We start from the raw sequence: 23,275 nt of genomic DNA on the forward strand, positions 1-23,275 counted from the left end.
AGCGTCTCCTTTCGCCCCCTGATCGGTTTATAAGAACAGGGTATCAGAGGGCACGACACTCATCCTGACATTGGGGGGCGTTCCTGTATCGTCGAATCGACCAACTGCACGGCCACGATCCAGGAGAAGACGTGATTTTGCCGCTTGTCGAAGCATGGGCTGGCTCTACCAAAGAAGCTCAGCGTTGGTACAAAGAGACACCTATCCCCGCGCTGGGAGATCTCACCGCCCAGCAATTGGTCGCCAGAGGCAGGGTGGCTGAAGTGCTGAGCTATATTGAGCACATTGAGCATGATGGCTATGCCTGATTAATCGGTGGGATCCTGAATGGTGCCAACATCGCGCTCGATTGCGCGCACCATATGGAGAGGTTGCTTTATAGCCCTCATTTTGCTGAATTCTAGCAGCGTAGCGTTAACCTCTTCACCCTCGCCGTCTAGGCAGTACAGTGTGTTTTTGGTTTTCACCAAACCATTTTCGATGTCGAAATATTCAATAAGGCTGGTGAATACATAGTCACCGAATATGCCGCGATTTTTGTAGTCTGATACTAGCATTTCAGAGAACAAAAAGCGCATCGCAACTTTAGTATCAACAACATTAACTATTTGCCATTTTCGAACAATGGAAGCCCGCCCATCGATATCTTTTTCATGGATAGCCCAGCAGGGCTGTGGTTTTATGAGGTAATAGGTGCATAGTTTCGTGACGAAGTCTTCCAGAGCAGTAGATGATAATTTATCGCGGTGCTGCTCCCTCAGATGAACCTTCTGTTTTTGGATTTCGTTGTGATCCAGCATGCTTTCCGCTCTGTGGTTTTTTAAAGATTAGAGCACCTTTTAGAGAGTAATGTCTTTCACACCTCTATACAGATGCAAGATCCTCTATTTCTATTAATTCATGTAACGGCTGTTTAAATCCTCCGTCGTTTGTACCTAGTATCGTGTTAAATACAATGCGACTCAAGCATGACTGAGGAAGATTGTGGCTCCTGTAATATGGCTTGATTTCCCAGCCATGGGCTAGGGCTCTTTCCATGTACCGCGAGATATAAATAATCGAAACATTAGCCGCTTCTCTCATGTCGATAGGGTATCTGTTGTAAAATGCAGCTGCATCTGAAACACCGCTCCATATAAAGCTATAGATTTGAGAAACACTAAATCTTGATAGGCACTGACTGAATACAAGTTTCGTTTTTTCTCCTTGCTCAGAAAATATTTGATGATCAGCCAATGCTTGGTCCAGGAAAGAAGTGCATTCATGCATCTGTATTTCCATGCAAAGCTCTATGAGTTCATCTGACTGCTTGATATTATTCAATGTTGCATCATCATAAAAGTTATTGACAAACGCACTAACCTCTTCGTTTTCAAGTGCTAGTTCAAATTCGGTATTCTCAAGATTGATTTTAAATGGATCATTGTCATCAGGTGCAGTCACGTCAGGGTGCGTGCCAAAATCTACCAGAAGAATTTGCTTATCGATTAAATAACTGAGAATCTTTTTGTCATAGGCAGGGTCTGGTGACAGCGTACTGGCAGGATAATTATTCAGAGGCCAAATTTTTGTTAACGTTTCGTTTCCTAGTGCCTGCAATAGCGATAGAAAATAAATCTTACTCTTTAGGTCAATGTTTTCTAGGTTCACATTTTTGTTTACCTTAGCTTGGTCAGATTCCAAGTTAAGATGGTTCGTTTTCTCCGCTATGGTCTTGTGCTTCGGTATGAGGCAGGACGCACAGACACGGTTCTGGAATCCGTTTCGTTCCTGATACTGGCTGCGCGTACCAAAGAGGTGGTGGTGTTTGCACTCCGGGCAGAAAATTTCATCCAGCCACACTAAGGCACGTTGCTCTACGAAATTACTAACTACCTGGGGCTGCATCCCATACTTGTTAGCTATCTCCTTGATCTTGAAGTAAAAAATTCCTTGTTCATCCTGTCGCCAGTAGTCCTCGCAGATGGGAGCGTATTTCTGTTCATCGTCGTCATCGGCTAGCATCTCTATGTGCAGCGGCATGAAAATTCTCCAAAATGGTATTCATAGTCCGTGGCACTATATCCCGTCCTTCGAGATAGTTCCACCCTTTGGATGGGTGGTGAAGATGCGGAACGAAAAACTGGTTGCGTTTGGCAAAAGGGTCAGAGAACTGCGTAAAAACAAAGGCTTATCCCAGGATAGGTTTGCCGTGCTGTCTGGAATTGATCGGAGCTACATGGGGCAAGTCGAACGCGGAGAGAAAAACGTCACACTGATCAAAATCTACCAGCTCAGTGAAGCCCTTGGCGTTGAGGTCGCAGACCTCTTCCCGCGTGCTGGAAGCTTCAGAGTTGATGAACATACATAGGGGTGGGATTGCTGCACCATAGGCACGGTCACAGGCTGAACTGCTTGGCGATAGTGCTACTCGAGTGAACCCGGGAGCGAGTCCTTGATGAACTGGAGCGCTAACAGGCCTTGGCTGATTGTCAGGTTCGGAAGTCTGTCCAGGCTTTTCCCTTTGTCGTACTTGAGGCTTACTTTGGCTCATCTTCTGCTAAATTTCACACCCAGCGACGAACTGCCTCACGTTCGCCTGCTCCTGACTCCAGTATCGATTTGATTACACCCTGTAGGTACACCTTAGGTGAATACGAATTCTGTACCTATATATATGGATTTTCTATAATCGGTACATGACAGTCCTGACTTCTAGGATTTAAAAAGGTACACAAAGGCGGGCAGAGCTATGGCAGAAGTCGGCTATATCCGAGTGTCAACAGTCGATCAGAAAACCGTGCGCCAGTTAGACGGGGTCAGACTAGATAAAGTCTATGAAGACATGTGTTCAGGAAAAGACACCAACAGACCCCAACTAAAATCGCTGTTGGACTATGTGCGAGAAGGTGATGTTGTCCATGTTCACGACATATCGAGGATGGCGCGTAACTTGGAGGATCTGATTACGCTGGTGAAGGGGCTGACCGGGAGAGGTGTGCAGGTACGCTTTCACAGGGAGAGTCTGACCTTCACTGGAGAGGTGAACCCAATGCAAGACCTCATGCTAAGTATGCTTGGCGCTATCTACCAGTTTGAACGGTCAATGATTCTTGAACGTCAGCGTGAGGGCATTATAAAGGCAAAGGAAGCTGGGAAGTATAAAGGTCGTCCTGCTTCTGTAGACCGGGAGAAAATCCTAAAATTATTGGCTTCCGGGCTGTCGATTCGCAAGACAGCTAAGGAGGCTGGTGTGGCTGCCTCGACTGTGCAGCGCGTGAAAGCAGAGGTTGGGGTAATCTAAAGCCTTCTGTTCAGCTCATGACATTACGGTTGTGAGGGTGAAGTGCCTATTTTCTTAGATCTCTATGGGCCTCTACCTATGGTCCCAGTTGATCCAAGCTGGAACGTGCCATTGCGTCCGCCACTCACTTGAGCGCCCTACTCCAAGGCGGGAAATAACGAAGATAAAGTCTCCCGAGCACGGGACTCCCGTGTAGGGCACAACAATCAGGTTTTCGCTACCGTCCATGTAGTCTGTCGCCTCCCTCTAGGAGGTCTCAGTAGAGCCCTGAACAACTCTTTCGACTGGAAGCTCTAAGTTGCATCCTGCGAGAGGAAATGAAAGACATAGCAACAAAACGGCGTACTTCACATTTTTCACATTATTCTCGCCAATTCAACGACTTGCTTATTACATTATATAGAGCTTCGTGTTATCTGCCTAGTACTGCTGTGGTCTCATTCTGGGGCTGAGAGGTTACTGTCGTTAGCTGTGATTATTTTGCGGTGCCTCTATATCAGGTGGAGATTATCAACTTTGAAACGATTGGTGCTCTCAATTATCGGATTGAAGAATCCTCTTTTATCGTTTCTGATAACTTTATATTAACAGTTCTATACGGTTGATCGCTTCTTGAATCTGCTCAATGGCACACTGTCCAAGTGATGTGGCAGAGAGAGTTTCTTCTTCGCCTTGATTGATTGAAGAGGGAGCAGGATATTCTTCACCCCTATTGATAACGGGTAGTAGCATTATCTGTGGGTGGTTAATTTTAAACTCCAGTAGCGTGTGTGATTGGTAGATGACTGAGCCGTCTGGCTGTTTAATGCCATTGGGCTGATCTCCCGGCGACATTTTTATCCAACCAGGCTTAACCTCTGAAATTGGGTCAACCTTATGGAAGGCCGCGCTCCTTGCCATTATGATGTATTGTGTTTCTTTTTTATTCCTGGCTTCAATTATTGGTTTTAATATGTGGCTTCCATTGTGGTATCCCATTTCTATAATCTTGTTTTCCACCGAGTTGCACGCGGTTGATATACATGTCCTGAATGCCTGCCACCACTTTCTGAATTCTGGATGATTTTTTATGTGTCTAATGTGTTCTAGGTGCTCTCTCGCAAATTGGAGTTGCTCTCTTGCTTCATTTAGTTCCATAACTAATTCCTTTGAGTGTGCATAGAGTCCCGTGTGGTTGACGAACTACAGGAGTTTACCTTGCTGGTAGAAAGAGAGATTCTACAGTAGTCTATTCTGAATTATGAGCATGGGCATCAAGCAACACAAGCAGGCGACCACGACACCGTAGGTTTGTACCGATATTCAGGAAGTACCCCCAGCACCAGCAACATCCAACTGGCTCGCCAATCCGTTGCGACCCTTAGCCGTGGACGGTACCGTGATAGTGCCCTCGACCGCCCCCCCATGCGCGGCACCAGATCCACGCTCGGGCCCACAGTGATCAGCTACTACGTACGCTTAGTGATGTGGGGACCATGGGTAGGTCTTGGCAGTGAGGCAGGCGAAAAATCAAATATGCAAAGGATTCGCTTATTTCATGCCGTGAAAAAACCATTAAGAATCAATGCGCTGTGATTGGATGGTAATCTTCAACCCCACTTTATGGTTCGAGTCCAGCTGGGCCCACCACGCCACCTGGCGATCACGCCTCCTTCTAAAGCATCCAGCTTGCCAGCACCACCACCGCGCCGAAGGCTGCCACCCCGGCCGCTACCGGCCAGCCGAGGGTGCGCGTGCGCCACCATACGGCCAGCGTCGCGAGCACGCCGATCACGGTCGCGAGCCAGGAGATGCCGTCCAGGGTCTTTGGCACCAGCGAGGTGCCGAGCAGGGCGGCGATCATCAGGGGGCCCAGGATGCCGAGCCACTGGGGCATGGCCTCGAGGCCGTCGTCGTGGTCGAGCCGCTTCAGGCGACGCCGCATCCACAGCATCGGCAGCAGGCGCAGCAGCAGGGTGCCGACGGCCGAGGCGAGAACGGCGATCCACAGGGCGCTACTCATGGCGGGCTCCTTTCGCGGCGAGGCGGCACTTAACGGCCTGGAAGCACAGCGCCCCGCAGGCGGCGGCGAGGGGAATCGCCAGGTTGGTGAAGCCCGTCACGGTCAGGGCGAGGGCGCTCAGGATGGTCAGGCTCAGCGCCAGGCTCCAGCGCCGCGTGGTGAAGCGGGGCACCACCAGCACCAGGAACAGCGCCGGCAGGGCGAAGGGCATGACCTCGCCGAGCAGCGGCCAGCGCGCGATCAGCTCCTCGCCGGCGAGGGCGCCCAGGGCGGTGCCGGCGATCCAGCTGGCCCAGGCGAACAGGGCGGCGCCGCTGAACCAGCCGAGCCGCTGCGCTTCCGGCAGCTGCGGCAGGCGGGTGTGCGCCAGGGCGAAGACCTGGTCGGTGAGGGCGTGCATCAGCCAGGGCCAGCCGCGGCTCGCCGTCAGCCAGGGGGCCAGGTTGGGGGCATAGACCACGTGGCGCACGTTGATCAGCAGCGTCATGACCACCACCAGCCACAGCGGCGAGCCGGCGGCGGCCATGCCGACGAACAGGAACTGCGAGGCGCCCGCGTAGATCAGGGCCGAGATCAGCACCGCCTCCTGGGCACTGAAGCCGGACTGGATGGCGACCAGTCCGAAGGAGATGGCCACCGGCACGTAGCCGCCCAGCAGGGGGATCGCCTCGCGCATGCCGGTGAGCCAGGGGCGCTGAGACGAGGAGACGGCCTGCTGGCTCATCGCTGCGCCTCCCCGTGGTAGACCACGCTGACCAGCAGGGTGGCCCAGTCGTCGCCGGTGCGATAGCAGTGCGCTCGGTCGGCGGGGAAGGTCAGGGTATCGCCGGCGGCGAGCCGACGGGTGTCGCCCTCGGGTCCGGCCTCGAGGTGGCCGCTGATCAGGGTCAGGGACTCCCGGGCGCCGGGGGTATGCGGCTCGGCGACGCGGGTGGTGAAGGGCGCGCAGCGCATCCAGTAGGCATCGACCTGGGGGGTGTCCTTGCCCTGATCGATCAGGCGCACTTCCACGCCGTCCTCGCCGAGGGGCACGGCGATGGGGGCGACCAGAGTGCCGAAGGGCACCTTCAGCTGCACCGCCAGCCGCCAGATGGTGTCCAGGGTGGGGTTGCCGTTGCCCTGTTCGAGGCGTGACAGGTTCGACTTGGCGATGCCGGCGGCGGCGGCCAGCCGCGACAGCGACCAGCCCTGGGCCCGGCGGAGGGACTGCAGGTGATGCCCCAGGGTGCTGAGGGAGAGGGTATCCATGACAGGCGATCTCGTTGTTCCTTTAATCGAACGTTCTATCTAGAGAACGTTTGCCTGTCAACTATCCTTCCGGCCGCTGGCCCAGACGTCTGGGTGCATGTCGCCTTGCATGTTCGCCTGGGCCAGGGAGGCGCCGCGATTGGGCACCTCCGCCAGCACGTCGCTGCTGACCACGCGATCCCGGCCGGCTTGCTTGGCGGCATAGAGTCGCCGGTCGGTGCGGGTATAGAGGTGTTCGAAGCCGTCGCCCTGTCGGGCTTCGGTCACGCCGATGCTGACGGTGAACCGGTGTTCTCCGGCCGCCTCCGGCATCGGCATGGCGCGGGTGGCCGCGAGGATCCGCTCGGCGAGCTGGCGTGCGGCCTCACCATCGGTGTTCGGCAGCAGCACCGCGAACTCCTCGCCGCCCATGCGCGCCACGGTATCCAGGCGACGCACTTGGTGTTGGAGGGTGTCGGCGAAGGCGGAGAGCACCGCGTCGCCCACCGGGTGGCCATAGGCGTCATTGATGAGCTTGAAGTGGTCCAGGTCGAGCAGCATGAGGCTCAGCGGCGAGGCGTGACGCTGGCGACGGGCGAACTCCTGTTCGGCCACCTCCTGCAGGCGCCGACGGTTATAAAGCCCGGTCAGTTCATCGGTCTGGCTCTGGAAGCGCATTATGTCTCGCTGGTGCTGCAGGCGCAGCATCATCAGCATCACCGCGCCGACGGCGGCCACCACCATCATCAACAGACCGACCACCGCGACGGTGAGCCATTCCATCAGCTGGCGCTGGTCGGCGGAGGCGTTCTGCACGAGCAGGCTCAGCTCGCTGTAGCTCCAGGCGAGCCCCGCTTCGATCTCCCGCCCAAGCGCGCGCAGCGCATCGATTTCCTGACCGTCGAGCCCATCGCGCTGCGCCTGGTCGAAGCGGGTCTGCAGGGTCGCGATACGCTCCTGGACAAGGGTCAATTCGTCGATGAGCGGCGCGTAGTCCTGACGGGGAAGGTCGCTGCGCAGGACCTGGAGGCGGATGTTCTCGATACGCCGGGGAATGCGCAGCAGCAGTTCGCCTAGCTCCTCCTGATGGGCCTGATGATCCGGATGAGCGCCGTCGAGACGCATCAGGGCCGTCAGCAACTCCTTGGGATCTGCCTGGGAGCGGACGACGTCGGCGACCATGGCGGTATAGTCGGCGCCGACATGCTGGTGCGCCTGGGCGGCGTAGTAGCTGATTGCCGCGGCGCAGACCGTGGCGATCAGCCCGAAGGCCAGCAGCAGGCGATGGCGCAGGGCCCTGACCGGGGCGGTCGTCATCTCGCGCGGATTTCCTCGATCGCCCAGATCCAGCGGTTCATCGGCACCGTGCCTTCCAGTACGGCCTCGGCGTCCTCGGGCACCACCAGCATCAGCGGGCCGAGCCGGTCCACCCCGATCGGCTCGCCGTCGAGCCGCGTTGCCAGCAGGTAGGCCTTCTCCTGTCGCTGGGCGGGGGTGAGGAAGGTGGTGTAGCCGTCATCGGCGATGAAGCGCACGCGTCGCGCATCTGCCAGGCCATTCTCCGCCAGGAAGGCATTCAGCCAGACGCCCGAAAAGCGGCCTTCGGGGCCCTCGGGGTGCTGCATCTGAACATGATGCAGGTCGTCGGTGGCCTCGATCGCCTCCAGCGAGAATCCCTGGTGGTCGCTGCCCTGGGTGAGCGTCAGGACCGGATCGTGGGGGGCGATGCCATCCGCGGCATGGGCGCCCATGGCCAGCAGCAGGCAAAGCCCCAGGAGAGGACGCCGTAGAGAGGAGAGGAAGGGGCGGGTGAGACGGCGGCAGGAGGATAGGTGAGAGAGCATGGCGTCAGCGCTTCCTGTGTGATCGTGGGCAGCGGCCGGTCTCCGATCGTTCGATACCGGTTACGAAATGTATTTATGCGCCCCTACTATCTTAAATGATACCGATGCTGTCTATCTGTAGTCGTGAAGTTCCCCCAACGTTATCACTCTGAAGAGTGATAACGTTGATTCATGTTAAGAGTGGAAAACCCCATGCGTTCGACAGGCGGAGTGCGGTGGCGACGGGGGCGTCGCCGATGGCGCGCGGCCCCGTGACGATCACGGGGCCGCACCGGGGAATCAGGCCTGAGCGTTCTCCTCGCGGCGGCAGGCGGCCGCGGTGAACAGCACGTCGGTGGACGAGTTCAGCGCCGTCTCGGTGGAGTCCTGCACCACGCTGATCACGAAGCCGATCGCCACCACCTGCATGGCCACGTCGGTGGAGATACCGAACAGGTTACTGGCCATGGGAATCAGCAGCAGCGAGCCGCCGGCCACGCCGGAGACGCCGCAGGCAGCCAGTGCCGAGACGATGCACAGCAGCAGGGCGGTGGGGAAGTCGACGCCGATGCCCAGGGTATGGGCGGCGGAGAGCGTGATCACGGTGATGGTGATGGCCGCGCCGCACATGTTGACCGTCGCGCCCAGCGGGATCGAGATGGCGTAGGTGTCGGCATGCAGCTTCAGGCGCTTGCACAACTCCAGGTTGACCGGGATGTTGGCCGCCGAACTGCGCGTGAAGAAGGCAGTGATGGCGCTGCCGCGCAGGCAGGTGAAGACCAGCGGGTAGGGGTTCTCGCGGGTCTGCCAATAGACGATCAGCGGGTTGGTGACCAGGGCGACGAACAGCATGCAGCCGACGATCACCATCAGCAGGTGGCCATAGTCGAGCAAGGCATTCATGCCGGACTCCGCCAGGGTGTTGGCGACCAGGCCGAAGATGCCCAGCGGGGCGAAGCGGATCACCAGGCGCACGATGTGCGAGACCGCATCCGAGAGGTCGCCGAGCATCGTGCGGGTGGCGTCGCTTCCCTGGCGCAGCATCATGCCGAGGCCGATGGCCCACACCAGGATGGCGATGAAGTTGCCTTCCATGATCGCCGTGACCGGGTTGGCAACGGCGTTGAGCAGCAGGTTCTGGAGGATCTCGATGATGTCGCCGGGCGGGTTGCCGCTGACCTCGGGCCGGTCCAGCGCCAGGGTGGTGGGGAACGCGAAGCTCGCCGCCACGGCCACCAGGGCGGCGACCAAGGTGCCGATCACGTAGAGCACCATCACCGAGCGGATGTGGGTCGGTTGACCCTGCCGGTGGCTGGCGATGGCCGCGGTCACCAGGATGAACACCAGGATCGGGGCGACCGCCTTCAGGGCGGAGATGAACAGCTGGCCCAGCAGCGAGACCGATTGGGCCGTGTCCGGCGAGAGGAGGGCGAGCAGGATGCCGCAGACGATGCCGATGGCGATCTGGGGGATCAGCCCCAGTCGCATCAGCGGGCGGCCGAGGGTTTGCAAGGTGGCGATCATGGAGGATCTCTCGGGCATTGTAATGGGCGGACAGACGCCTCCCTGCGGGACGGCTCGAACGGTCGCGTCGGCGGGGCCGATAAGCACAGCGACGCGCCGCGCGAGCCGCCCCAGGCGGGTAGCCGGGACAGGGGACGTCTGCGTGGCGCGCGCGATTCTAGCAGCAATTATCGCCAGGATGGGCGAATTATCTGCTTGGGAGAGATAAAGCAGGTGTTGCCGCTGCATTGACGCCGGGCGGCGTCACAGGAAAAAACCCGCCCGGGTGGGCGGGGTCGGGGGAGTCACCGGGAGCGCGTCAGGCGGGAAGCCGCTCGGCCACGGCATCCAGAAAGCCCTGCATGTCGACGAGGGTCTCGGCGGCCGGATCGGTGGTCTTGCCCTTGAGGTCGCCGGTGATGACGCCGTCGGCGACGGTATCGATCAGCGCGGCCTTGAGGCCGGTGGCGTAGTCGACCAGGGCCGCGTTGGCATCGCGTTCGCCCAGGGTCTCCAGGGCGTTGGCCACGGCGAAGATCAGCGCGGAGGAGTTGAAGTGCGCCTGGCGGCCATCGCTCTCCAGGTAGTTCAGGTAGAGGTCGTGGGCGGTGCCGTGGGGCGCCTCGAAGAGCATGGTGCCGTTCTTGCTCTCGATGATCGAGCTGGCGGTGGCCAGGCTGCCGCCAAGCGCCGCGGAGATGTCTGAGAAGATATCGCCGTCGAGGTTCTGCGCCGGGTAGAGGGCGTTGCGGGGCGGATCGGTGATCATCTTGATGAGCTGCCGCGAGGGCCGCATGATCATGAACGACGGGGGCGGCGTGTCGGCCTTCGCCAGCTCGCGGCGCACGTCGGTGATGGCGGTGCTGAAGACGTCGTCGTACTCCATGTACTCGCGCTTGAGGCCGAAGTAGACCTCCTTGTCCTTGCGCGAGGCGTCGCGGAATACCTGGGTGACCCAGTCCTTGATCGCCTGGTGGTCGTTGGACATCAGCAGGATCGGGTCGCCCTGCTTGACGTGGCGCGCGTGCTTCTCCTCGCCATCGACCACCACCTTGAGGATGCCGTCCTCCAGGGCGGGGGCGTTGTAGCTGCCGTACTGGTCGCCGCCGCCGGCGCTCATCCGCGACAGCGAGACGTGGGCCTTGCGCTTGGGAATGCCGTGGATCTTGAGCTCTTCGACCAGCTTGTAGAGCTTGCGGCCGGTGTTGTTGTCCGGCACGCCCCACAGCGCCCGCTCCGGCGGATTGGCGACGAGGCGCGCGGCCTGGGCGTCGATCAGCTCGTAGTGGTAGGCGAGCCCCAGCGCCTCGACCTGGGCCTGGTAGTGATCGCGGTAGATGTCCTCGATGGCGGCCCGCATCACGCCGTCGTAGCCGGCGATCACGGTATCCTTCAGACCCAGGTAGATGTCGCGCTTCTCGTCGATGGCGCGCTGGAAGAAGCGGTGCGCCCAAGCCTTGACCTGGTCGATGTCGTTGGTGGCGAGCAGCCAGGGGTCGCCCTTCTTCACCTCGCGGCGGTGCAACTCCATCGGGTCGCCGCTTTCGCCCACGAACAGCAGCTTGACGATGCCGGTGGCACTGGAGAGCTCGTTGAAGCTGTCCTTGATGCCGCCGACATCCATGGTCTCCACTTCGATATCGCGGCCGATCCACTCCGGGGTGTTGAACTCCAGGTTGCGGAACTGGATATCCTCGCGGGTGATGTTGCCGCCGATGCCCTTGCGGATGGCGCCGTTGGGCGACTTGGTGGCCAGCGGATGCAGCGTGGTGCCGTCGAGTTCGGGGTGCTTGGCCAGCAGCTCGCCCAGCTGGGTGCGGTTCACGGTCATGCCCGCGTTCTTCACCCCCACGCCGTACTGCTTGAGGGCCTCGATGGCATCGATCACCACCTGGCCGTTGGTGACCAGGCGGTTCTCGGCGGTCAGGTCGATCTCCACGAGGTCGACGTCCAGCCGGGAGGTCACGAAGGTCTCGAGGATGCGCTCGAAGGCCACCTGCGCCATCTCGTCGCCATGCAGGATGACCAGGGGGGCGGACACGTTGATCTTGCTGCTCATCACGCTTCCTTTGGTTGAGGTGATGGAATGGGAGGGGTAACGAATGCTAATAGGGTACGCCTGCCGTCGATCCTCTGCCAGAGATCGCCCGGTGGCGGAGATCACCCCGCGGGCCGTGGCCCGAGCAGGATGACGCCGGCACCCATCAGGCACAGGCCGGCGCCGGCAAGGTCCCAGCGATCGGGCAGGCGCTGCTCGACCAGCCATAGCCAGGCCACCGAAGTGGCGATGTAAACCCCGCCGTAGGCAGCGTAGGCGCGCCCGGCGTAGTCGGCCGTGGAGAGGCTCAGCAGCCAGGCGAAAAGCGCCAGGCTGGCGAGCCCCGGCATCAGCCACAGGGCCGACTTGTCCAGCCGCCACCAGGCCCAGACGCTGAAGCAGCCGGCGATCTCGGCCAGGGCGGCGGCGACATAGAGCGCCAGCGTGCTCATCTCAGTGCTGGCCCTCGGGGTCGGCGGCCCAGCGCTCGTCCGGGTGTACCTCGTTGGCGGGCAGCACCGGGTCGTAGCCCTCGGCGCGCAGCGCGGCGATCACCTCGCGGGTGTGGTCGCTACCCAGCGTCTCCAGGGTGGCCTCCACCTCGGTGGCGCGCAGCGAGAGGTCGGTAAAGGTGCGCTGGTGGGCGATCTGGATGACGTTGGCGCGCTGTTCGGCGAGCAGCTGGGTCAGCTCGGCCAGCGAGCCGGGCACGTCGGAGATGCCCACCCGCACCCGCACGATGCGCCCAGAGCGCACCAGGCCGCGCTGGATCACCGAGGAGAGCGCCAGCATGTCGATGTTGCCGCCGCACAGCACCAGCCCCACCTTGCGGCCGCGAAAGCGCGGCGGGTCGCTGAGCAGGGCGGCGAGCCCCGCGGCGCCGGCGCCCTCGGCCACGCTCTTCTCGATCTCCAGCAGCATCAGGATGGCGCGCTCGATCTCGGGCTCGTCCACCAGCACGATGTCGCTGACCAGCTCGCGCACGATCTCCCGGGTCAGGGTGCCGGGCTGCTTCACGGCGATGCCCTCGGCCAGGGTGGCCAGGCCGCAGTGGATCTCCTCGCCGGCCAGCGCCTGCTGCATGGCCGGGAAGCGCTGGGTCTGCACCCCGATCACCTCGATGTCGGGCTTCAGCGCCTTGGCCGCCACGGCGTTGCCGCTGATCAGGCCGCCGCCGCCGATGGGGATCACCAGGCAGTCCAGGTCGGGAACCGCCTCGAGCATCTCCGGGGCGATGGTGCCTTGGCCGGCGATGACCCGTGGGTCGTCGTAGGGGTGCACGAAGACCAGGTGGCGTTCCTCGGCGAGGCGCCGGGCGTAGGCGCCGGCCTCGTCGACGCCATTGCCCTCCAGGTGCACCTCGGCGCCGAAGTCGCGAGTGTTGCGCACCTTGAGGTTGGGGGTGTGGCGGGGCATGACGATGGTGGCGTGGATGCCCAGCCGGGCGGCGTGGTAGGCCACCGCCTGGGCGTGATTGCCGGCGGACATGGCGATCACGCCCCGGGCGCGCTCCTCGGGCGTCAGCGCGAGCAGGTGGTTCAGCGCGCCGCGCTCCTTGAAGGAGGCGGTGAACTGGTGGTTCTCGAACTTGATGTAGACGTCGCAGCCGGTGAGCCGGGAGAGGGTTGAGGAGTGCAGGCAGGGGGTATGTTCCACGCTGCCCTCGAGGCGGGCGGCGGCCTGGCGGATGTCGTCGAGGGTCACGCTCATGGGAGGATCTTCTCCTTGTTATTTGGGGTCGTGGGGGCAGTCATCGCCTGCCGGGTGGGGCAGGCGCGCTGCCAGCGCGAACACGTGGGGGTCGTCCACACCGAGTTCGCGAAGGGCCCGGGCCAGGTGGACCAGGTAATCGCGATTGGGGCCGCTGGGACCGTGGGCAACGGCGATCTGCGCGGCGATGGCGTCGAGCGGGGCATCGCCGAGGAAGGCGGCGTTATCCTCGGTGGCCAGGTAGAGGAGCCCATCGGCGCCCGCCGGCTGGCCACCGTCGTCGAAGTGCAGCCGGGTCAGTTCGCGCAGGTAGCCGTTCTTCTCGCGGATATCCAGCGGGCCCAGCACCTCAGGGGCGATGCGATAGGCCATGCCGTGGCAGATGGCCCCCGGCTCGCGCACCAGGGTGGCCACGCGGCCGGGGGCTTCGGGAGTGCCGCGATGATCGTGGGAGCCCTGCCAGAAGCGCCGCACCCAGCCGTGGACATGGGCGCAGCGACGCTCGAGGAAGGGGAAGTCGGCCTTCCAGATCAGCGAGCCGTAGCCGAACAGCCAGAGCGCGTCATGGTCGTCGAAGTGGGTCATGCGTCGATTGCGTGCAGTGGTGTCGTGGCTCATGGACGGTGCGGGCAGGGTCGTGATGAATGAAGGGCTCCATGATGCGTCGCCGGACGGCGCTTGTCGAAGTCCGATGGCCGATGCCCGGGGCGGCGTCGACGGCGCTGCGAGTCGGGGGGTAAGGTGTCGAGCGTTCGGCGCATGCCGTTCGATGCAGTCGTTCGATGCAGTCGTTCAGTGACAGGGAGCAGAGATGGAGACGCTATTGATGGCCCTCTCGACGGGACTTGGCCTGGGGCTCTCGCCCTGGGCCCCGGGCACGGTCGGGACGCTGCTGGGACTGCCGCTCGCCTGGTGGCTGCTGGGACGCACCCGGCGGGTGCAGCTGGGCCTCACGGCGGCACTGCTGGTGGCGGCCATTCCGGTCTGCCATCAGGCCGCGACCCTGCTGGGCTTCAAGGACGACGGGCGCATCGTGCTCGACGAGATCGTGGCCTTCCCGGTGGCGGTGCTCGGTCAGGCCGCGGCCCGCCATCCCGCAGCCCTGGCCGGGGCCTATGTGATCTATCGGGGATTCGATATCACCAAGCCGGCGCCGGTGAGCCAGGCGGAGGCGCTGCCCGGCGGTATCGGCATCGTGCTCGACGACAGCGTGGCCGCGGCCATGACCTGGCTGGTCATGGCCGGTGGACTGGCGCTCTGGCGCCGCCGGCAGACGCGCTGAGTCGAGGCTACCTCAGGGGCGCGAGCGTTCGTCCGGGGTAGGAAAGCGAACGTCGAAGCCGCGGGCGTCGAGCTGGCGGATGTCGCTCGGGCGGCCCTGTTCATCGAGCTCTACCAGGCCGATGCCGCTGCCGTTCCAGAGCCGCTCACCGGCCCTCGCGCGGTCCGGATCGCGCGGCGAGATCACCATGCGCCGACGCTGGGTGAGCCAGTTGAGCGGCGAGCGTGGCGCATAGAGCCAGCGGTTGAGGCGGTCGAACCAGTCGAGCAGGGTGTCGGGAAAGGCATTCTTGACCCCGCTCGAAGTGATCTGCCAGAGCCTCGGTCCCTCGCGGCGGTGACGGATGCGGATGTCGTAGGTGAAGGAGTAGTGCACGTCGCCGGAGAGGATCACGTAGTGCCCGGGGGTGCGGGAGTGGCGGAAGATGTTCATCATCACGCTCGCCGCGCCGCGATGGGCCATCCAGTTCTCGGCATCCACCAGCAGCGGACGGCCGGCCAGGGTGAAGAGTCGCTGGATGGCCTCGATCAGCTTGACGCCGAACATCGGCGCCGGCGAGACGATTACCACCGACGCCGCCCCCAGCACGTTCTGCTGCAGCTCCGAGAGCGCCTCCCAGTCCATCAGGCCGGAGGGGCGCGTGAGACTGCGCTCGCTGCGCCAGCGTCGGGTGCGGGTGTCGAGGATCACCAGCTTCGGGTCGCCCTCTATTTCTACCTCCCAGCCCTGGAAGCGCAGCAGCCGCTCGATGACGGCGTCCTGCTCCTCGGCGGGCAGCCAGCCCTCCTGGTCGGCGGCGTGCTCCAGCAACCCTGCAGCGTCATCCAGGGGCACGGCCAAGCGGTCCGGGTCGTTGCCCCAGCCCTGGCAGAGCAGGTAGGCCAGCAGGGCGTTGCCGATGATCCGTCGCGAGAAGGGGTGGCCGTAGGCGGTACTTTCCCAGTCCGCGGTGAGGTTCCAGTCGTCGGTGATGTCGTGGTCGTCGAAGATCATCAGCGAGGGCAGGTGGGCCATCACTCGGGCGGCGACGGACAGGCCCGCGGCGAAGCGTTCGATCACCGCCCTCTCCCTGCTGAACAGGGCGGCATTCTCCTCGTCCAGCACCGGGGCCTGCATGTTCACCAGGCGCCACGGGGTCGGCGACCAGGCCAGCAGGTACATGGCGATCACCTCGGCGAAGCTCATCAGGTGATTGTGGGCGTTGGCCGAGGTGAAGACCGGCTTGCGTGCCCCGCCGAAGAAGCCCTTGCGCACCTTCTCGCTGCTCTCGGCCTCGGGCAGCAGCGCCTCGCGGCGATAGTAGCCGGCGGGATCGTCGTAGAGCGCCTGACTGTCGGCCACGGTGGCGCCCTCCAGGGTCTCGTCGAAGAGTCCCAGGCGACGGATCAGGTCGTGGATGGCGACCAGCATCGGACCGGCCACGTCGTCGGCGTAGACCTGGTCGCCGGTCATCAGCAGCCAGGCCGGCCAGGCCTCGGGCGAGGCGCGCCGCTCGGCGAGCCAGGCATCGGCGCGCACCAGGCCGTCCGGGCTATCGTGATGGGGGCGACGGCAGGAGCCGTGGAGCAGCCGGCCGTGGCGCTCGGCGAGCACGAAGCAGGGATGTGCCGCGCCCTCGTGCAGCAGGTGGGGCGCCCAGTCGGCGATGCCGGTCGCGCCCGCCTCGCCGGGCAGCTTCAGGTCGTAGTCGATGCGCACCCCGCGGGGCAGGGGCGTCTCGAGGGGTACGTCTATCAGGTGCAGCCAGGCGTGGCGACCGAGTGGGAGCCGCCTGAGGCGCGAATCGTTGAGCACCAGCCGGCGCGGGGTATGCCCGACCGGGTGCAGCATCAGGCTCGGTGCGAGGCGGCGTGAGCCCACCAGCCAGATCACCAGGCGCTCCGCGCTCAGGCGACGCAGGATGGGGCCGGCGAGGACCTCGGGCAGGGGGGCGGTGTCGCGAGACATGGCAGTCCTTTGCATCAATGAGCCGTGGCGGCCGATGGCACTGGTCGCGGTCGAGTCAACCGTCTAGGCTGGCGGCGGCGAGGTTCCACCTTGCCCCCTTTCCCCTGATGGAGACCCTGACCATGACCGTGATGCTGCTCGGCCTGTTGATCTTTCTCGGTACGCACTCGGTGCGCATCCTGGCTGACGACTGGCGAAGCGCCCAGATCCAGCGAATGGGCGAGCTGCCCTGGAAGGCGGCCTACTCGGTGGTCTCGATCATCGGCCTGGCCCTGGCGATCTGGGGCTACGGCCAGACGCGCCTGGACCCGGTGTGGGTCTGGCAGCCGCCGCTGGGCCTTCGCCATGCCGTCTCGCTGTTCATGATACCTGCCTTCGTGCTGCTGGTGGCGGCCTACGTGCCGCGCAACCACCTCAAGGCGAAGCTCGGCCATCCGATGATCCTGGCGGTCAAGCTGTGGGCCTTCGCCCACCTGCTGGCCAACGGCCGGCTTTCCGACATCGTGCTCTTCGGCGCCTTCCTGCTGTGGGCAGTGTTCGACTTCCGTGCGGCCCGCCGTCGTCCCCGGCCGGAGATCGCCGCCCCGAGCGTGGCCGGCACCGTCGCCACCGTGGCGATCGGCCTGGCAGCCTACGTCGTGTTCGCCCTCTACCTGCATGCGTGGCTGATCGGCGTGCCGGTGATGTGAGGCTGGCGAGGGGCGCCGGCCACCCTGGACGGGCGGCTGGGCCTCTGCGTCGGATGCGGTATGCTGGGGCCTGGCAAGGGAGGGCACATGGCACACGATCATTCGCATCATGGCGGGCACGACAGCCAGCGCCGGCTCTTCTGGGCGATCCTGCTGACCGGCGGCTTCATGGTCGCCGAGGTGGTCGGGGGCATTCTCTCCGGCTCGCTGGCCCTTCTGGCCGACGCCGGCCACATGCTCACCGATACCGCAGCCCTCGCGCTCGCCTGGTTCGCCGCGCGCATCAGTCGCCGGCCGGCCGACGAGAGGCGCAGCTTCGGCTACCACCGGGTGCAGATCCTGGCCGCCTTCGTCAACGGCCTGACGCTGATCGCCATCGTGGCGTGGATCCTCTTCGAGGCGATCCGCCGGCTGATCTCGCCGGTGGAGGTGACGGGCAGCACCATGCTGGTGATCGCCGGCCTGGGGCTGGTGGTCAACGTGGTGGTATTTGCCATCCTGCACTTCGGCGACCGCGAGAACCTCAACATCCGTGGGGCCGCCCTGCATGTGCTGGGGGACCTGCTGGGCTCGGTGGCGGCGATCGTCGCGGCCCTGGTGATACTGGCCACTGACTGGATGCCCATCGACCCGCTGCTCTCGGTGCTGGTGGCGCTGCTGATCCTGCGCAGCGCCTGGAAGCTGACCCGGGAGTCCGGGCATATCCTGCTGGAGGGGGCGCCGGAGGGCGTCGATCCCTCGACGCTGCGCCGGGAGATTCCCGAGCAGCTTGAGGCGGTCTGCAACGTCCATCACGTGCATATCTGGTCGCTGACGCCGGGACGCCATCTCGTCTCGCTGCATGCGGCTATCGACGAGGGCGAGGATCGCCAGGCCACCCTGGTGGCGATCCGCTCGCTGCTGGGGGAACGCTACGGCCTTTACCACGCCACCATCCAGCTGGAGAGCCGTCACGAATGCGCCGACGCGCCCGTCAGCGACGAGGCGCACGACGAGGCGTCTGACCGGTCCTGATGCGCGGGCCGCTAGACCAGCTTGCTTTGACGGCGCCTGGCCACCACCTCGGGAGGGTCGAAATGGTCGGGGTCGGCGAGGTCCCAGTAGTCGCGGAATACGGCATGTCGGGAGGCGCCGCCCTGCAGCAGCTCGTCCGGGGAGAGGATGTCGTAGAGTTCGTCGAAGCGCTTCACCTCGTGGGCGGAGAGCCGGTGACTCACGTGCTCGGGACCGAGCTCCCGCGGGTGGGAGAGGCCTGCGGCGGCCAGCATCTCGGCCAGCGACGCGAGGGTGTTGGCGTGGAAACGCTCCACCCGGCGTGACTTGTGGTCGACATCCAGGCGGTTGCCGCGCAACGGGTCCTGGGTCGCCACGCCGCTCGGGCAGCGGTCGGTGTGGCAGGTCTGGGCCTGGATGCAGCCCAGGGCGAACATGTAGCCCCGGGCGGCATTGCACCAGTCGGCGCCCAAGGCCAGGGCGCGGGCGAGATCGAAGGCGCTGATCACCTTGCCGGCGGCCCCGACGGAGACCCGCTCACGCAGCCCGGCGCCCACCAGGGTGTTGTGCACCAGCAGCAGGGCCTCGGTGAGGGGCATGCCCAGGCGATTGATGAGCTCCAGCGGGGCGGCACCGGTGCCCCCCTCGCCGCCGTCGACCACCACGAAGTCCGGATGCTCGTCCTCCTCCAGCATCGCCTTGACCAGGGCGAACCACTCCCAGGGATGCCCGATGGCCAGCTTGATGCCCACCGGCTTGTCGTCGGCGAGCTCGCGCAGCCGGCGGATGAAGTGGATCAGTTCGCGGGGCGTGGAGAAGGCCGCGTGGGCGGAGGGGGAGACCACGTCCTGGCCCATGGGCACGCCGCGGGTCGAAGCGATCTCGGCCGTGACCTTGGCGGCGGGCAGGATGCCGCCGTGGCCCGGCTTGGCGCCCTGGCTGAGCTTGATCTCGATCATCTTCACCGCGTCCTGGGTGGCCTGCTCGCGGAAGCGCTCGGGGTCGAACCGGCCCTGTGCGTCACGACAGCCGAAGTAGCCGGAGCCGATCTCCCAGACCAGGTCGCCGCCATGGCGGTGGTAGGGGGAGATCGCGCCCTCGCCGGTGTCGTGGTAGAAGCCGCCCAGTCTCGCCCCTTGGTTGAGGGCGTTGATGGCATGGGCGGAGAGCGCCCCGAAGCTCATCGCCGAGATGTTGAACACGCTGGCGCGGTAGGGCCGGCCACGTCCGGCCCCGATGGTGGTGCGGAAGTCCGGGTCGTCGATGCGGGCCGGCGCCATCGAGGGGCTCATCCACTCGTAGCCGGGGGCGCGCATGTCGTGGAGCGAGCCGAAGGGGCGCTTGTCGCTGATGCCCTTGGCGCGCTGGTAGACCAGCCGGCGCTGCTCCCGCGAGAAGGGGATTGCCTCGTTGTCGGACTGGATGATGTATTGGCGCAGCTCCGGGCCGAACGACTCCAGGTTGTAGCGCAGGTGGGCGAGGATCGGGTAGTTGCGGCTCACCGTGCGCTTGCGCTGGAGGATGTCATGGGTGCCCAGAGCGACGAGCAGGCCGAAGCTGAGCACGCCCCACCACCAGCCGGGGGCCTCCAGGACGCCGATGAGGCTGACGGCGAGGCCCAGCAGACTGATCACGTAGGCGCCGTAGCGCAGCGGAAGCGGGAGCATGAGGGACTCCTGATGGAAGGGGCGGCCCTGCCATTGCACGGTCGCGTGGAGTGACTGTCAATGCGCCCGGCGGGTCAGGGTCGCGCGTCGTCTCAACCGGCGGACTGGAAGGGGCGGTCGGGCAGCCAGACCTGCACCGCCAGCCCGCCGAGGCGCGAGCGGCCGAGCGCCAGGCGGCCGCCGTTGAGCTTCACCAGGTCGACCACGATGGCCAGGCCCAGGCCGTTGCCCGGGTGCTGCTCGTCGAGCCGCGCGCCGCGGCCCAGGGCGGCCTGGCGCTGGGTCTCGTCCATGCCCGGCCCGTCGTCCTCGACCGTCATCCAGCTTCCCCCGTCATCGCTGCCGCCGTGCATCGCGACTCGGCTCTCGGCCCAGCGCAGGGCGTTGTCGAGTAGATTGCCGACCAGCTCCTGCAAGTCTTGGGCCTCCATGCGCACGCGCATCCCGGATGGCAGGTCGTGGTGGAGGGCGATGCCGCGCCGCTCGGCCAGGCGGCCGAGCCCCTCGAGGATAGGCATGAGCACCTCGCCGGCATCGACGCGAGGCGCCAGGCCGGCGTCTCCGGCCGCCGAGGCGCGGGCCAGGTGGTGGCGTACCGCCGCATCGATGCGCACCAGCTCGTCACGCAGGCGGCTGCGTCGCGGCTCCTCGATGCCGTCGGCTAGGGTGGTCAGCACGCTCACCGGGGTCTTCAGCGCATGCGCCAGGTTGCCGGCGGCATGGCGCGCATGCGCCATCAGTCGCCGGTCACGGGCCAGGACGTCGTTCATGGCCCGGGCCAGGCGCGCGAGCTCCGGTGACAGCCGGGTATCGAGGCGCTCGGCGTCGCCGTTCTCCACGCGCTGCAGGTCGGCCTGTATCCGGCGCAGCGGGGCCAGGCCCCAGCGTACCTGAAGGGCCAGGGTGGCCAGCAGCAGCAGCCCCAGACCGATCAGGAAGAGCGAGACCCGTCCGCCGAAGCGGGCGAGCGCCGCGTCCAGCGATTCCCGGGAGACGGCCACGCTGACGTGCAAGGGGCCGTCGATGGCCGCCAGGCGGATATCGCGCTCAATGACGCGCAGCGGCGTCCCGCGGGGCCCCGTCAGGTCGCGCAGCACCACCTCGCGGTGCTGGCGCGTGGGCAGTCGCTGGTCCCACAGTGAGCGGGAGGTCAGCAGCTGCTCGGCGCCGTCGCTGATCTGCCAGTACCAGCCGGAGAAGACCCGCTCGAAGCGCGGGTCGCCCAGCGAGCGTTCATGGACCAGCCGCTGCTGCGTCGGATCCCAGTCGAGGCCGGCGATGACCACGTTGAGCAGCGACGCCAGGCGCTCGTCGAAGGCGGCCGTGGTGGTGGTGCGGAAGTTCTGGGCCAGGCCCATGCCGGCCAGCGGCAGCGCGATCGCGAGGGTCAGCAGGGAGGCCAGCAGCAGGCGACTGGCCAGCGACAGCCGCCGCAGTCGACTCATGGCGTCTCGTCGCCTCCGGCCAGGCGATAGCCCTGGCCACGGTGGGTCTGGATGCGGGCCGCGCCCAGCTTACGGCGCAGCCGGCTGATCTGGACGTCGATGACGTTCGAGTCCGGCTCGTGGTCGCGGTCATAGACGTGCTCGGCGAGCTCGCTGCGGCTCACCACGCGGGGCGCGGCGTGGGCCAGGTAGGCGAGCAGACGCGACTCCTGGGCGGTCAGGCTTACCGGGCGGCCGGCCAGGGTGACGCTGCCGGCGTGGGTATCGAAGGCGAGCTCGCCGATCCTCAGCACCGGATGGGCGTGGCCGTGGCTGCGCCGCACCAGGGCGCGCAACCGGAACAGCACCTCGGCGGTCTCGAAGGGCTTGGTGACGTAGTCATCGGCCCCGGCCGAGAAGCCGGCGGCCTTGTCGGTCCAGCGGGTGCGGGCGGTGAGTACCAGCACCGGGGTGTCGATGGCGTCCTCGCGCCATTGGGCGAGCCAGCGGCTGCCGTCGCCGTCGGGCAGGCCCAGATCGAGGATCACCGCGTCGTAGGCCTCGGTGCGCACCAGGAAGTCCGCCTCGCCACCGGCGGTGGCGGTCTCCAGCAGCACCCCTGCGTCCCCCAGGGCCTCGGCGAGCGCCTCGGCCAGCGCGCGGTCATCCTCCACCAGCAGCACCTTCATTCCGCGCCATCCTCGCGTCGCATACCGTTGATGTTCACCCCTTCCATGCCGATCAGCTGGCCACTGGCGGCATCGAACGCGAACTCCACCACCTGGCCCTGGGGGCCGAGCATCTCGACCTCGTAGGTCATCCGGCCGTCGTCACGCTCGAGTTCCACCTCCAGTACCTGGCCCACATAGCGGGCCTCCAGCCAGTCGAGGATATCGGGCAGGGGCACGATCCTCCCTTCGCGCACCGCCTCGTGGAGGTCGTGCCACCCCTCATCTGCCGGCGCGGGGGAGGCGGCCAGCAGGGCGAGCAGGGCGGCCAGCACCGGCAGGCGCAGGCGGGAAGCGGAGGAGGGCAGGCGTCTCGTCATCATGGTCACAGCGTGCCAGTCCGAACATGAATGCAGCATGAACGGCGCCGTCACCCTGTGGCAAGGTCGGCCGCGGTACAACGGACCGGCAACCCGCAGTAAGGAGGAGTGACCCATGCAACGCACGATGATCCTGGCCGGTTCCCTGGCCGCCCTGATGAGCGTCGCCACCCTGGCCCAGGCCGAGGATGAGCGCCTGGCGACGGAGCGACTCGATGAGATCCTGGCCCATGCCAGCGCCTTCGGCTTCCAGTCCTTCGAGGAGATCGAGGTCGAGCGAAATGACCGTTTCTCTGTGGAGGGCTGGCTCGACGACGAGTGGCGCGCCGAGGTGCGTTTCTCGCTGGAGAGCGGCGAGAGCCTAAAGGAGGAGCGCAACCGTCGTGAGGGGGGCGCCTGGGGCATGTCCGAGGCCGAGATTCGCGAGGCGATGGCCCTGGCCACGGCCGAGGGGCTGGCCGAGTTCGAGGAGCTCGAGGTCTACCGCAACGGCCGCATCGAGATCGAGGGCCGCGACGCCGACGGTCGCGAGCTCGAGGTCAGGAGCCGTGGCGGAGCGCTGCTCGAGGTGGAGCAGGACTGAACTGGTGCCGGGGCCATCGGCCCCGGCGCCATCCCCTGAACGCAGCGGGCCCGGCG

25 protein-coding genes are annotated in these 23,275 nt (G+C 64.4%); 7 read left to right on the forward strand and 18 right to left on the reverse strand.

The features are described 5' to 3' along the window. Positions 1 to 131 precede the first annotated feature (131 nt). Positions 132 to 308, forward strand: coding sequence for an antitoxin Xre/MbcA/ParS toxin-binding domain-containing protein (locus FEI13_RS05760; RefSeq protein ID WP_158294517.1), 177 nt, complete (start codon positions 132 to 134; stop codon positions 306 to 308). Here the strand turns inward: FEI13_RS05760 and FEI13_RS05765 are convergent, their stop codons facing one another. Then, positions 309 to 800, reverse strand: a complete 492-nt coding sequence (locus FEI13_RS05765; RefSeq protein WP_138180296.1) for a DUF6957 family protein — start codon at positions 798 to 800, stop codon at positions 309 to 311. A 64-nt stretch (positions 801 to 864) separates the two neighbouring features. Then, a complete protein-coding gene (locus FEI13_RS05770; RefSeq protein ID WP_138180298.1) occupies positions 865 to 2,022 on the reverse strand; it encodes a hypothetical protein in 1,158 nt (385 codons plus the stop codon). Between FEI13_RS05770 and FEI13_RS05775 the strand changes: the two genes are divergently transcribed. Further along, positions 2,021 to 2,350: a helix-turn-helix domain-containing protein gene (locus tag FEI13_RS05775; RefSeq protein WP_338035077.1), complete on the forward strand. Its 330-nt coding sequence runs from the start codon at positions 2,021 to 2,023 to the stop codon at positions 2,348 to 2,350. The genes FEI13_RS05770 and FEI13_RS05775 overlap by 2 nt on opposite strands. 381 nt (positions 2,351 to 2,731) lie before the next feature. After that, a complete protein-coding gene (locus FEI13_RS05780; protein ID WP_138180300.1) occupies positions 2,732 to 3,283 on the forward strand; it encodes a recombinase family protein in 552 nt (183 codons plus the stop codon). Between the two features lie 579 nt (positions 3,284 to 3,862). On the opposite strand, the gene FEI13_RS05785 is transcribed toward FEI13_RS05780, so the two are convergent. The 11 genes from FEI13_RS05785 to FEI13_RS05835 form a co-directional block, all read right to left on the reverse strand. Beyond that, positions 3,863 to 4,420, reverse strand: coding sequence for a hypothetical protein (locus tag FEI13_RS05785; protein ID WP_138180302.1), 558 nt, complete (start codon positions 4,418 to 4,420; stop codon positions 3,863 to 3,865). Positions 4,421 to 4,937: 517 nt separating this feature from the next. Then, entirely contained in the window at positions 4,938 to 5,285 is a 348-nt protein-coding gene (locus tag FEI13_RS05790) for an AzlD domain-containing protein (protein WP_138180304.1), read from the reverse strand. Further along, positions 5,278 to 6,009 carry an AzlC family ABC transporter permease gene (locus FEI13_RS05795; protein WP_138180306.1) on the reverse strand — a complete coding sequence of 244 codons (732 nt, stop codon included), beginning with the start codon at positions 6,007 to 6,009 and terminating at the stop codon, positions 5,278 to 5,280. The genes FEI13_RS05790 and FEI13_RS05795 overlap by 8 nt, the downstream gene beginning before the upstream one ends. Then, on the reverse strand, positions 6,006 to 6,533 hold the full coding sequence (locus FEI13_RS05800; protein ID WP_138180307.1) for a helix-turn-helix domain-containing protein: 528 nt from the start codon (positions 6,531 to 6,533) through the stop codon (positions 6,006 to 6,008). Before FEI13_RS05800 ends, FEI13_RS05795 begins: the two co-directional genes overlap by 4 nt. Before the next feature lie 57 nt (positions 6,534 to 6,590). Beyond that, positions 6,591 to 7,829, reverse strand: a complete 1,239-nt coding sequence (locus tag FEI13_RS05805) for a GGDEF domain-containing protein (protein WP_138180309.1) — start codon at positions 7,827 to 7,829, stop codon at positions 6,591 to 6,593. Then, the gene (locus tag FEI13_RS05810) at positions 7,826 to 8,356 is read right to left on the reverse strand and encodes a molybdopterin-dependent oxidoreductase (RefSeq protein WP_138180311.1); all 531 of its coding nucleotides are present in this window, start codon (positions 8,354 to 8,356) and stop codon (positions 7,826 to 7,828) included. The genes FEI13_RS05805 and FEI13_RS05810 overlap by 4 nt, the downstream gene beginning before the upstream one ends. Positions 8,357 to 8,635: 279 nt before the next feature. After that, positions 8,636 to 9,859 carry a serine/threonine transporter SstT gene (sstT, locus tag FEI13_RS05815; protein ID WP_138180313.1) on the reverse strand — a complete coding sequence of 408 codons (1,224 nt, stop codon included), beginning with the start codon at positions 9,857 to 9,859 and terminating at the stop codon, positions 8,636 to 8,638. Positions 9,860 to 10,157: 298 nt separating this feature from the next. After that, complete coding sequence (locus tag FEI13_RS05820) at positions 10,158 to 11,897, reverse strand: isocitrate/isopropylmalate family dehydrogenase (protein WP_138180315.1); 1,740 nt, start codon at positions 11,895 to 11,897, stop codon at positions 10,158 to 10,160. Between the two features lie 101 nt (positions 11,898 to 11,998). Then, positions 11,999 to 12,328 (reverse strand): YnfA family protein, encoded by a 330-nt coding sequence (locus FEI13_RS05825; RefSeq protein WP_138180317.1) that lies wholly within the window; start codon positions 12,326 to 12,328, stop codon positions 11,999 to 12,001. A 1-nt stretch (position 12,329) separates the two neighbouring features. Next, entirely contained in the window at positions 12,330 to 13,586 is a 1,257-nt protein-coding gene (locus FEI13_RS05830) for a threonine ammonia-lyase (RefSeq protein ID WP_138180319.1), read from the reverse strand. An 18-nt stretch (positions 13,587 to 13,604) separates the two neighbouring features. Next, a complete protein-coding gene (locus tag FEI13_RS05835; protein WP_138180321.1) occupies positions 13,605 to 14,204 on the reverse strand; it encodes a gamma-glutamylcyclotransferase in 600 nt (199 codons plus the stop codon). A 193-nt stretch (positions 14,205 to 14,397) separates the two neighbouring features. On the opposite strand from FEI13_RS05835, the gene FEI13_RS05840 reads away from it, so the two are divergent. Further along, on the forward strand, positions 14,398 to 14,868 hold the full coding sequence (locus FEI13_RS05840; RefSeq protein WP_138180323.1) for a phosphatidylglycerophosphatase A family protein: 471 nt from the start codon (positions 14,398 to 14,400) through the stop codon (positions 14,866 to 14,868). 12 nt (positions 14,869 to 14,880) lie between these two features. On the opposite strand, the gene FEI13_RS05845 is transcribed toward FEI13_RS05840, so the two are convergent. Beyond that, on the reverse strand, positions 14,881 to 16,815 hold the full coding sequence (locus FEI13_RS05845; protein WP_138180326.1) for a metallophosphoesterase family protein: 1,935 nt from the start codon (positions 16,813 to 16,815) through the stop codon (positions 14,881 to 14,883). Between the two features lie 122 nt (positions 16,816 to 16,937). Between FEI13_RS05845 and FEI13_RS05850 the strand changes: the two genes are divergently transcribed. Together FEI13_RS05850 and FEI13_RS05855 are read left to right on the forward strand one after the other, a co-directional pair. After that, complete coding sequence (locus FEI13_RS05850) at positions 16,938 to 17,504, forward strand: NnrU family protein (RefSeq protein WP_138180328.1); 567 nt, start codon at positions 16,938 to 16,940, stop codon at positions 17,502 to 17,504. 87 nt (positions 17,505 to 17,591) lie between these two features. After that, positions 17,592 to 18,518, forward strand: coding sequence for a cation diffusion facilitator family transporter (locus tag FEI13_RS05855; protein WP_138180330.1), 927 nt, complete (start codon positions 17,592 to 17,594; stop codon positions 18,516 to 18,518). Between the two features lie 11 nt (positions 18,519 to 18,529). Here FEI13_RS05855 and FEI13_RS05860 read toward each other — a convergent pair whose 3' ends face one another. From FEI13_RS05860 to FEI13_RS05875, 4 genes are all read right to left on the reverse strand, one after another. Further along, a complete protein-coding gene (locus tag FEI13_RS05860) occupies positions 18,530 to 20,164 on the reverse strand; it encodes an FMN-binding glutamate synthase family protein (RefSeq protein ID WP_138180332.1) in 1,635 nt (544 codons plus the stop codon). Positions 20,165 to 20,256: 92 nt separating this feature from the next. Continuing rightward, complete coding sequence (locus tag FEI13_RS05865) at positions 20,257 to 21,609, reverse strand: sensor histidine kinase (protein WP_138180334.1); 1,353 nt, start codon at positions 21,607 to 21,609, stop codon at positions 20,257 to 20,259. Then, a complete protein-coding gene (locus FEI13_RS05870; RefSeq protein ID WP_138180336.1) occupies positions 21,606 to 22,277 on the reverse strand; it encodes a response regulator transcription factor in 672 nt (223 codons plus the stop codon). The genes FEI13_RS05865 and FEI13_RS05870 overlap by 4 nt, the downstream gene beginning before the upstream one ends. Beyond that, complete coding sequence (locus tag FEI13_RS05875) at positions 22,274 to 22,639, reverse strand: PepSY domain-containing protein (RefSeq protein WP_204758363.1); 366 nt, start codon at positions 22,637 to 22,639, stop codon at positions 22,274 to 22,276. The genes FEI13_RS05870 and FEI13_RS05875 overlap by 4 nt, the downstream gene beginning before the upstream one ends. A gap of 112 nt (positions 22,640 to 22,751) precedes the next feature. Between FEI13_RS05875 and FEI13_RS05880 the strand changes: the two genes are divergently transcribed. Continuing rightward, positions 22,752 to 23,219 (forward strand): PepSY domain-containing protein, encoded by a 468-nt coding sequence (locus FEI13_RS05880; RefSeq protein ID WP_138180338.1) that lies wholly within the window; start codon positions 22,752 to 22,754, stop codon positions 23,217 to 23,219. Positions 23,220 to 23,275 lie beyond the last annotated feature (56 nt).

This window comes from Halomonas urmiana, assembly GCF_005780185.1.
GTDB classification, from domain to species: Bacteria; Pseudomonadota; Gammaproteobacteria; order Pseudomonadales; family Halomonadaceae; genus Halomonas; species Halomonas urmiana.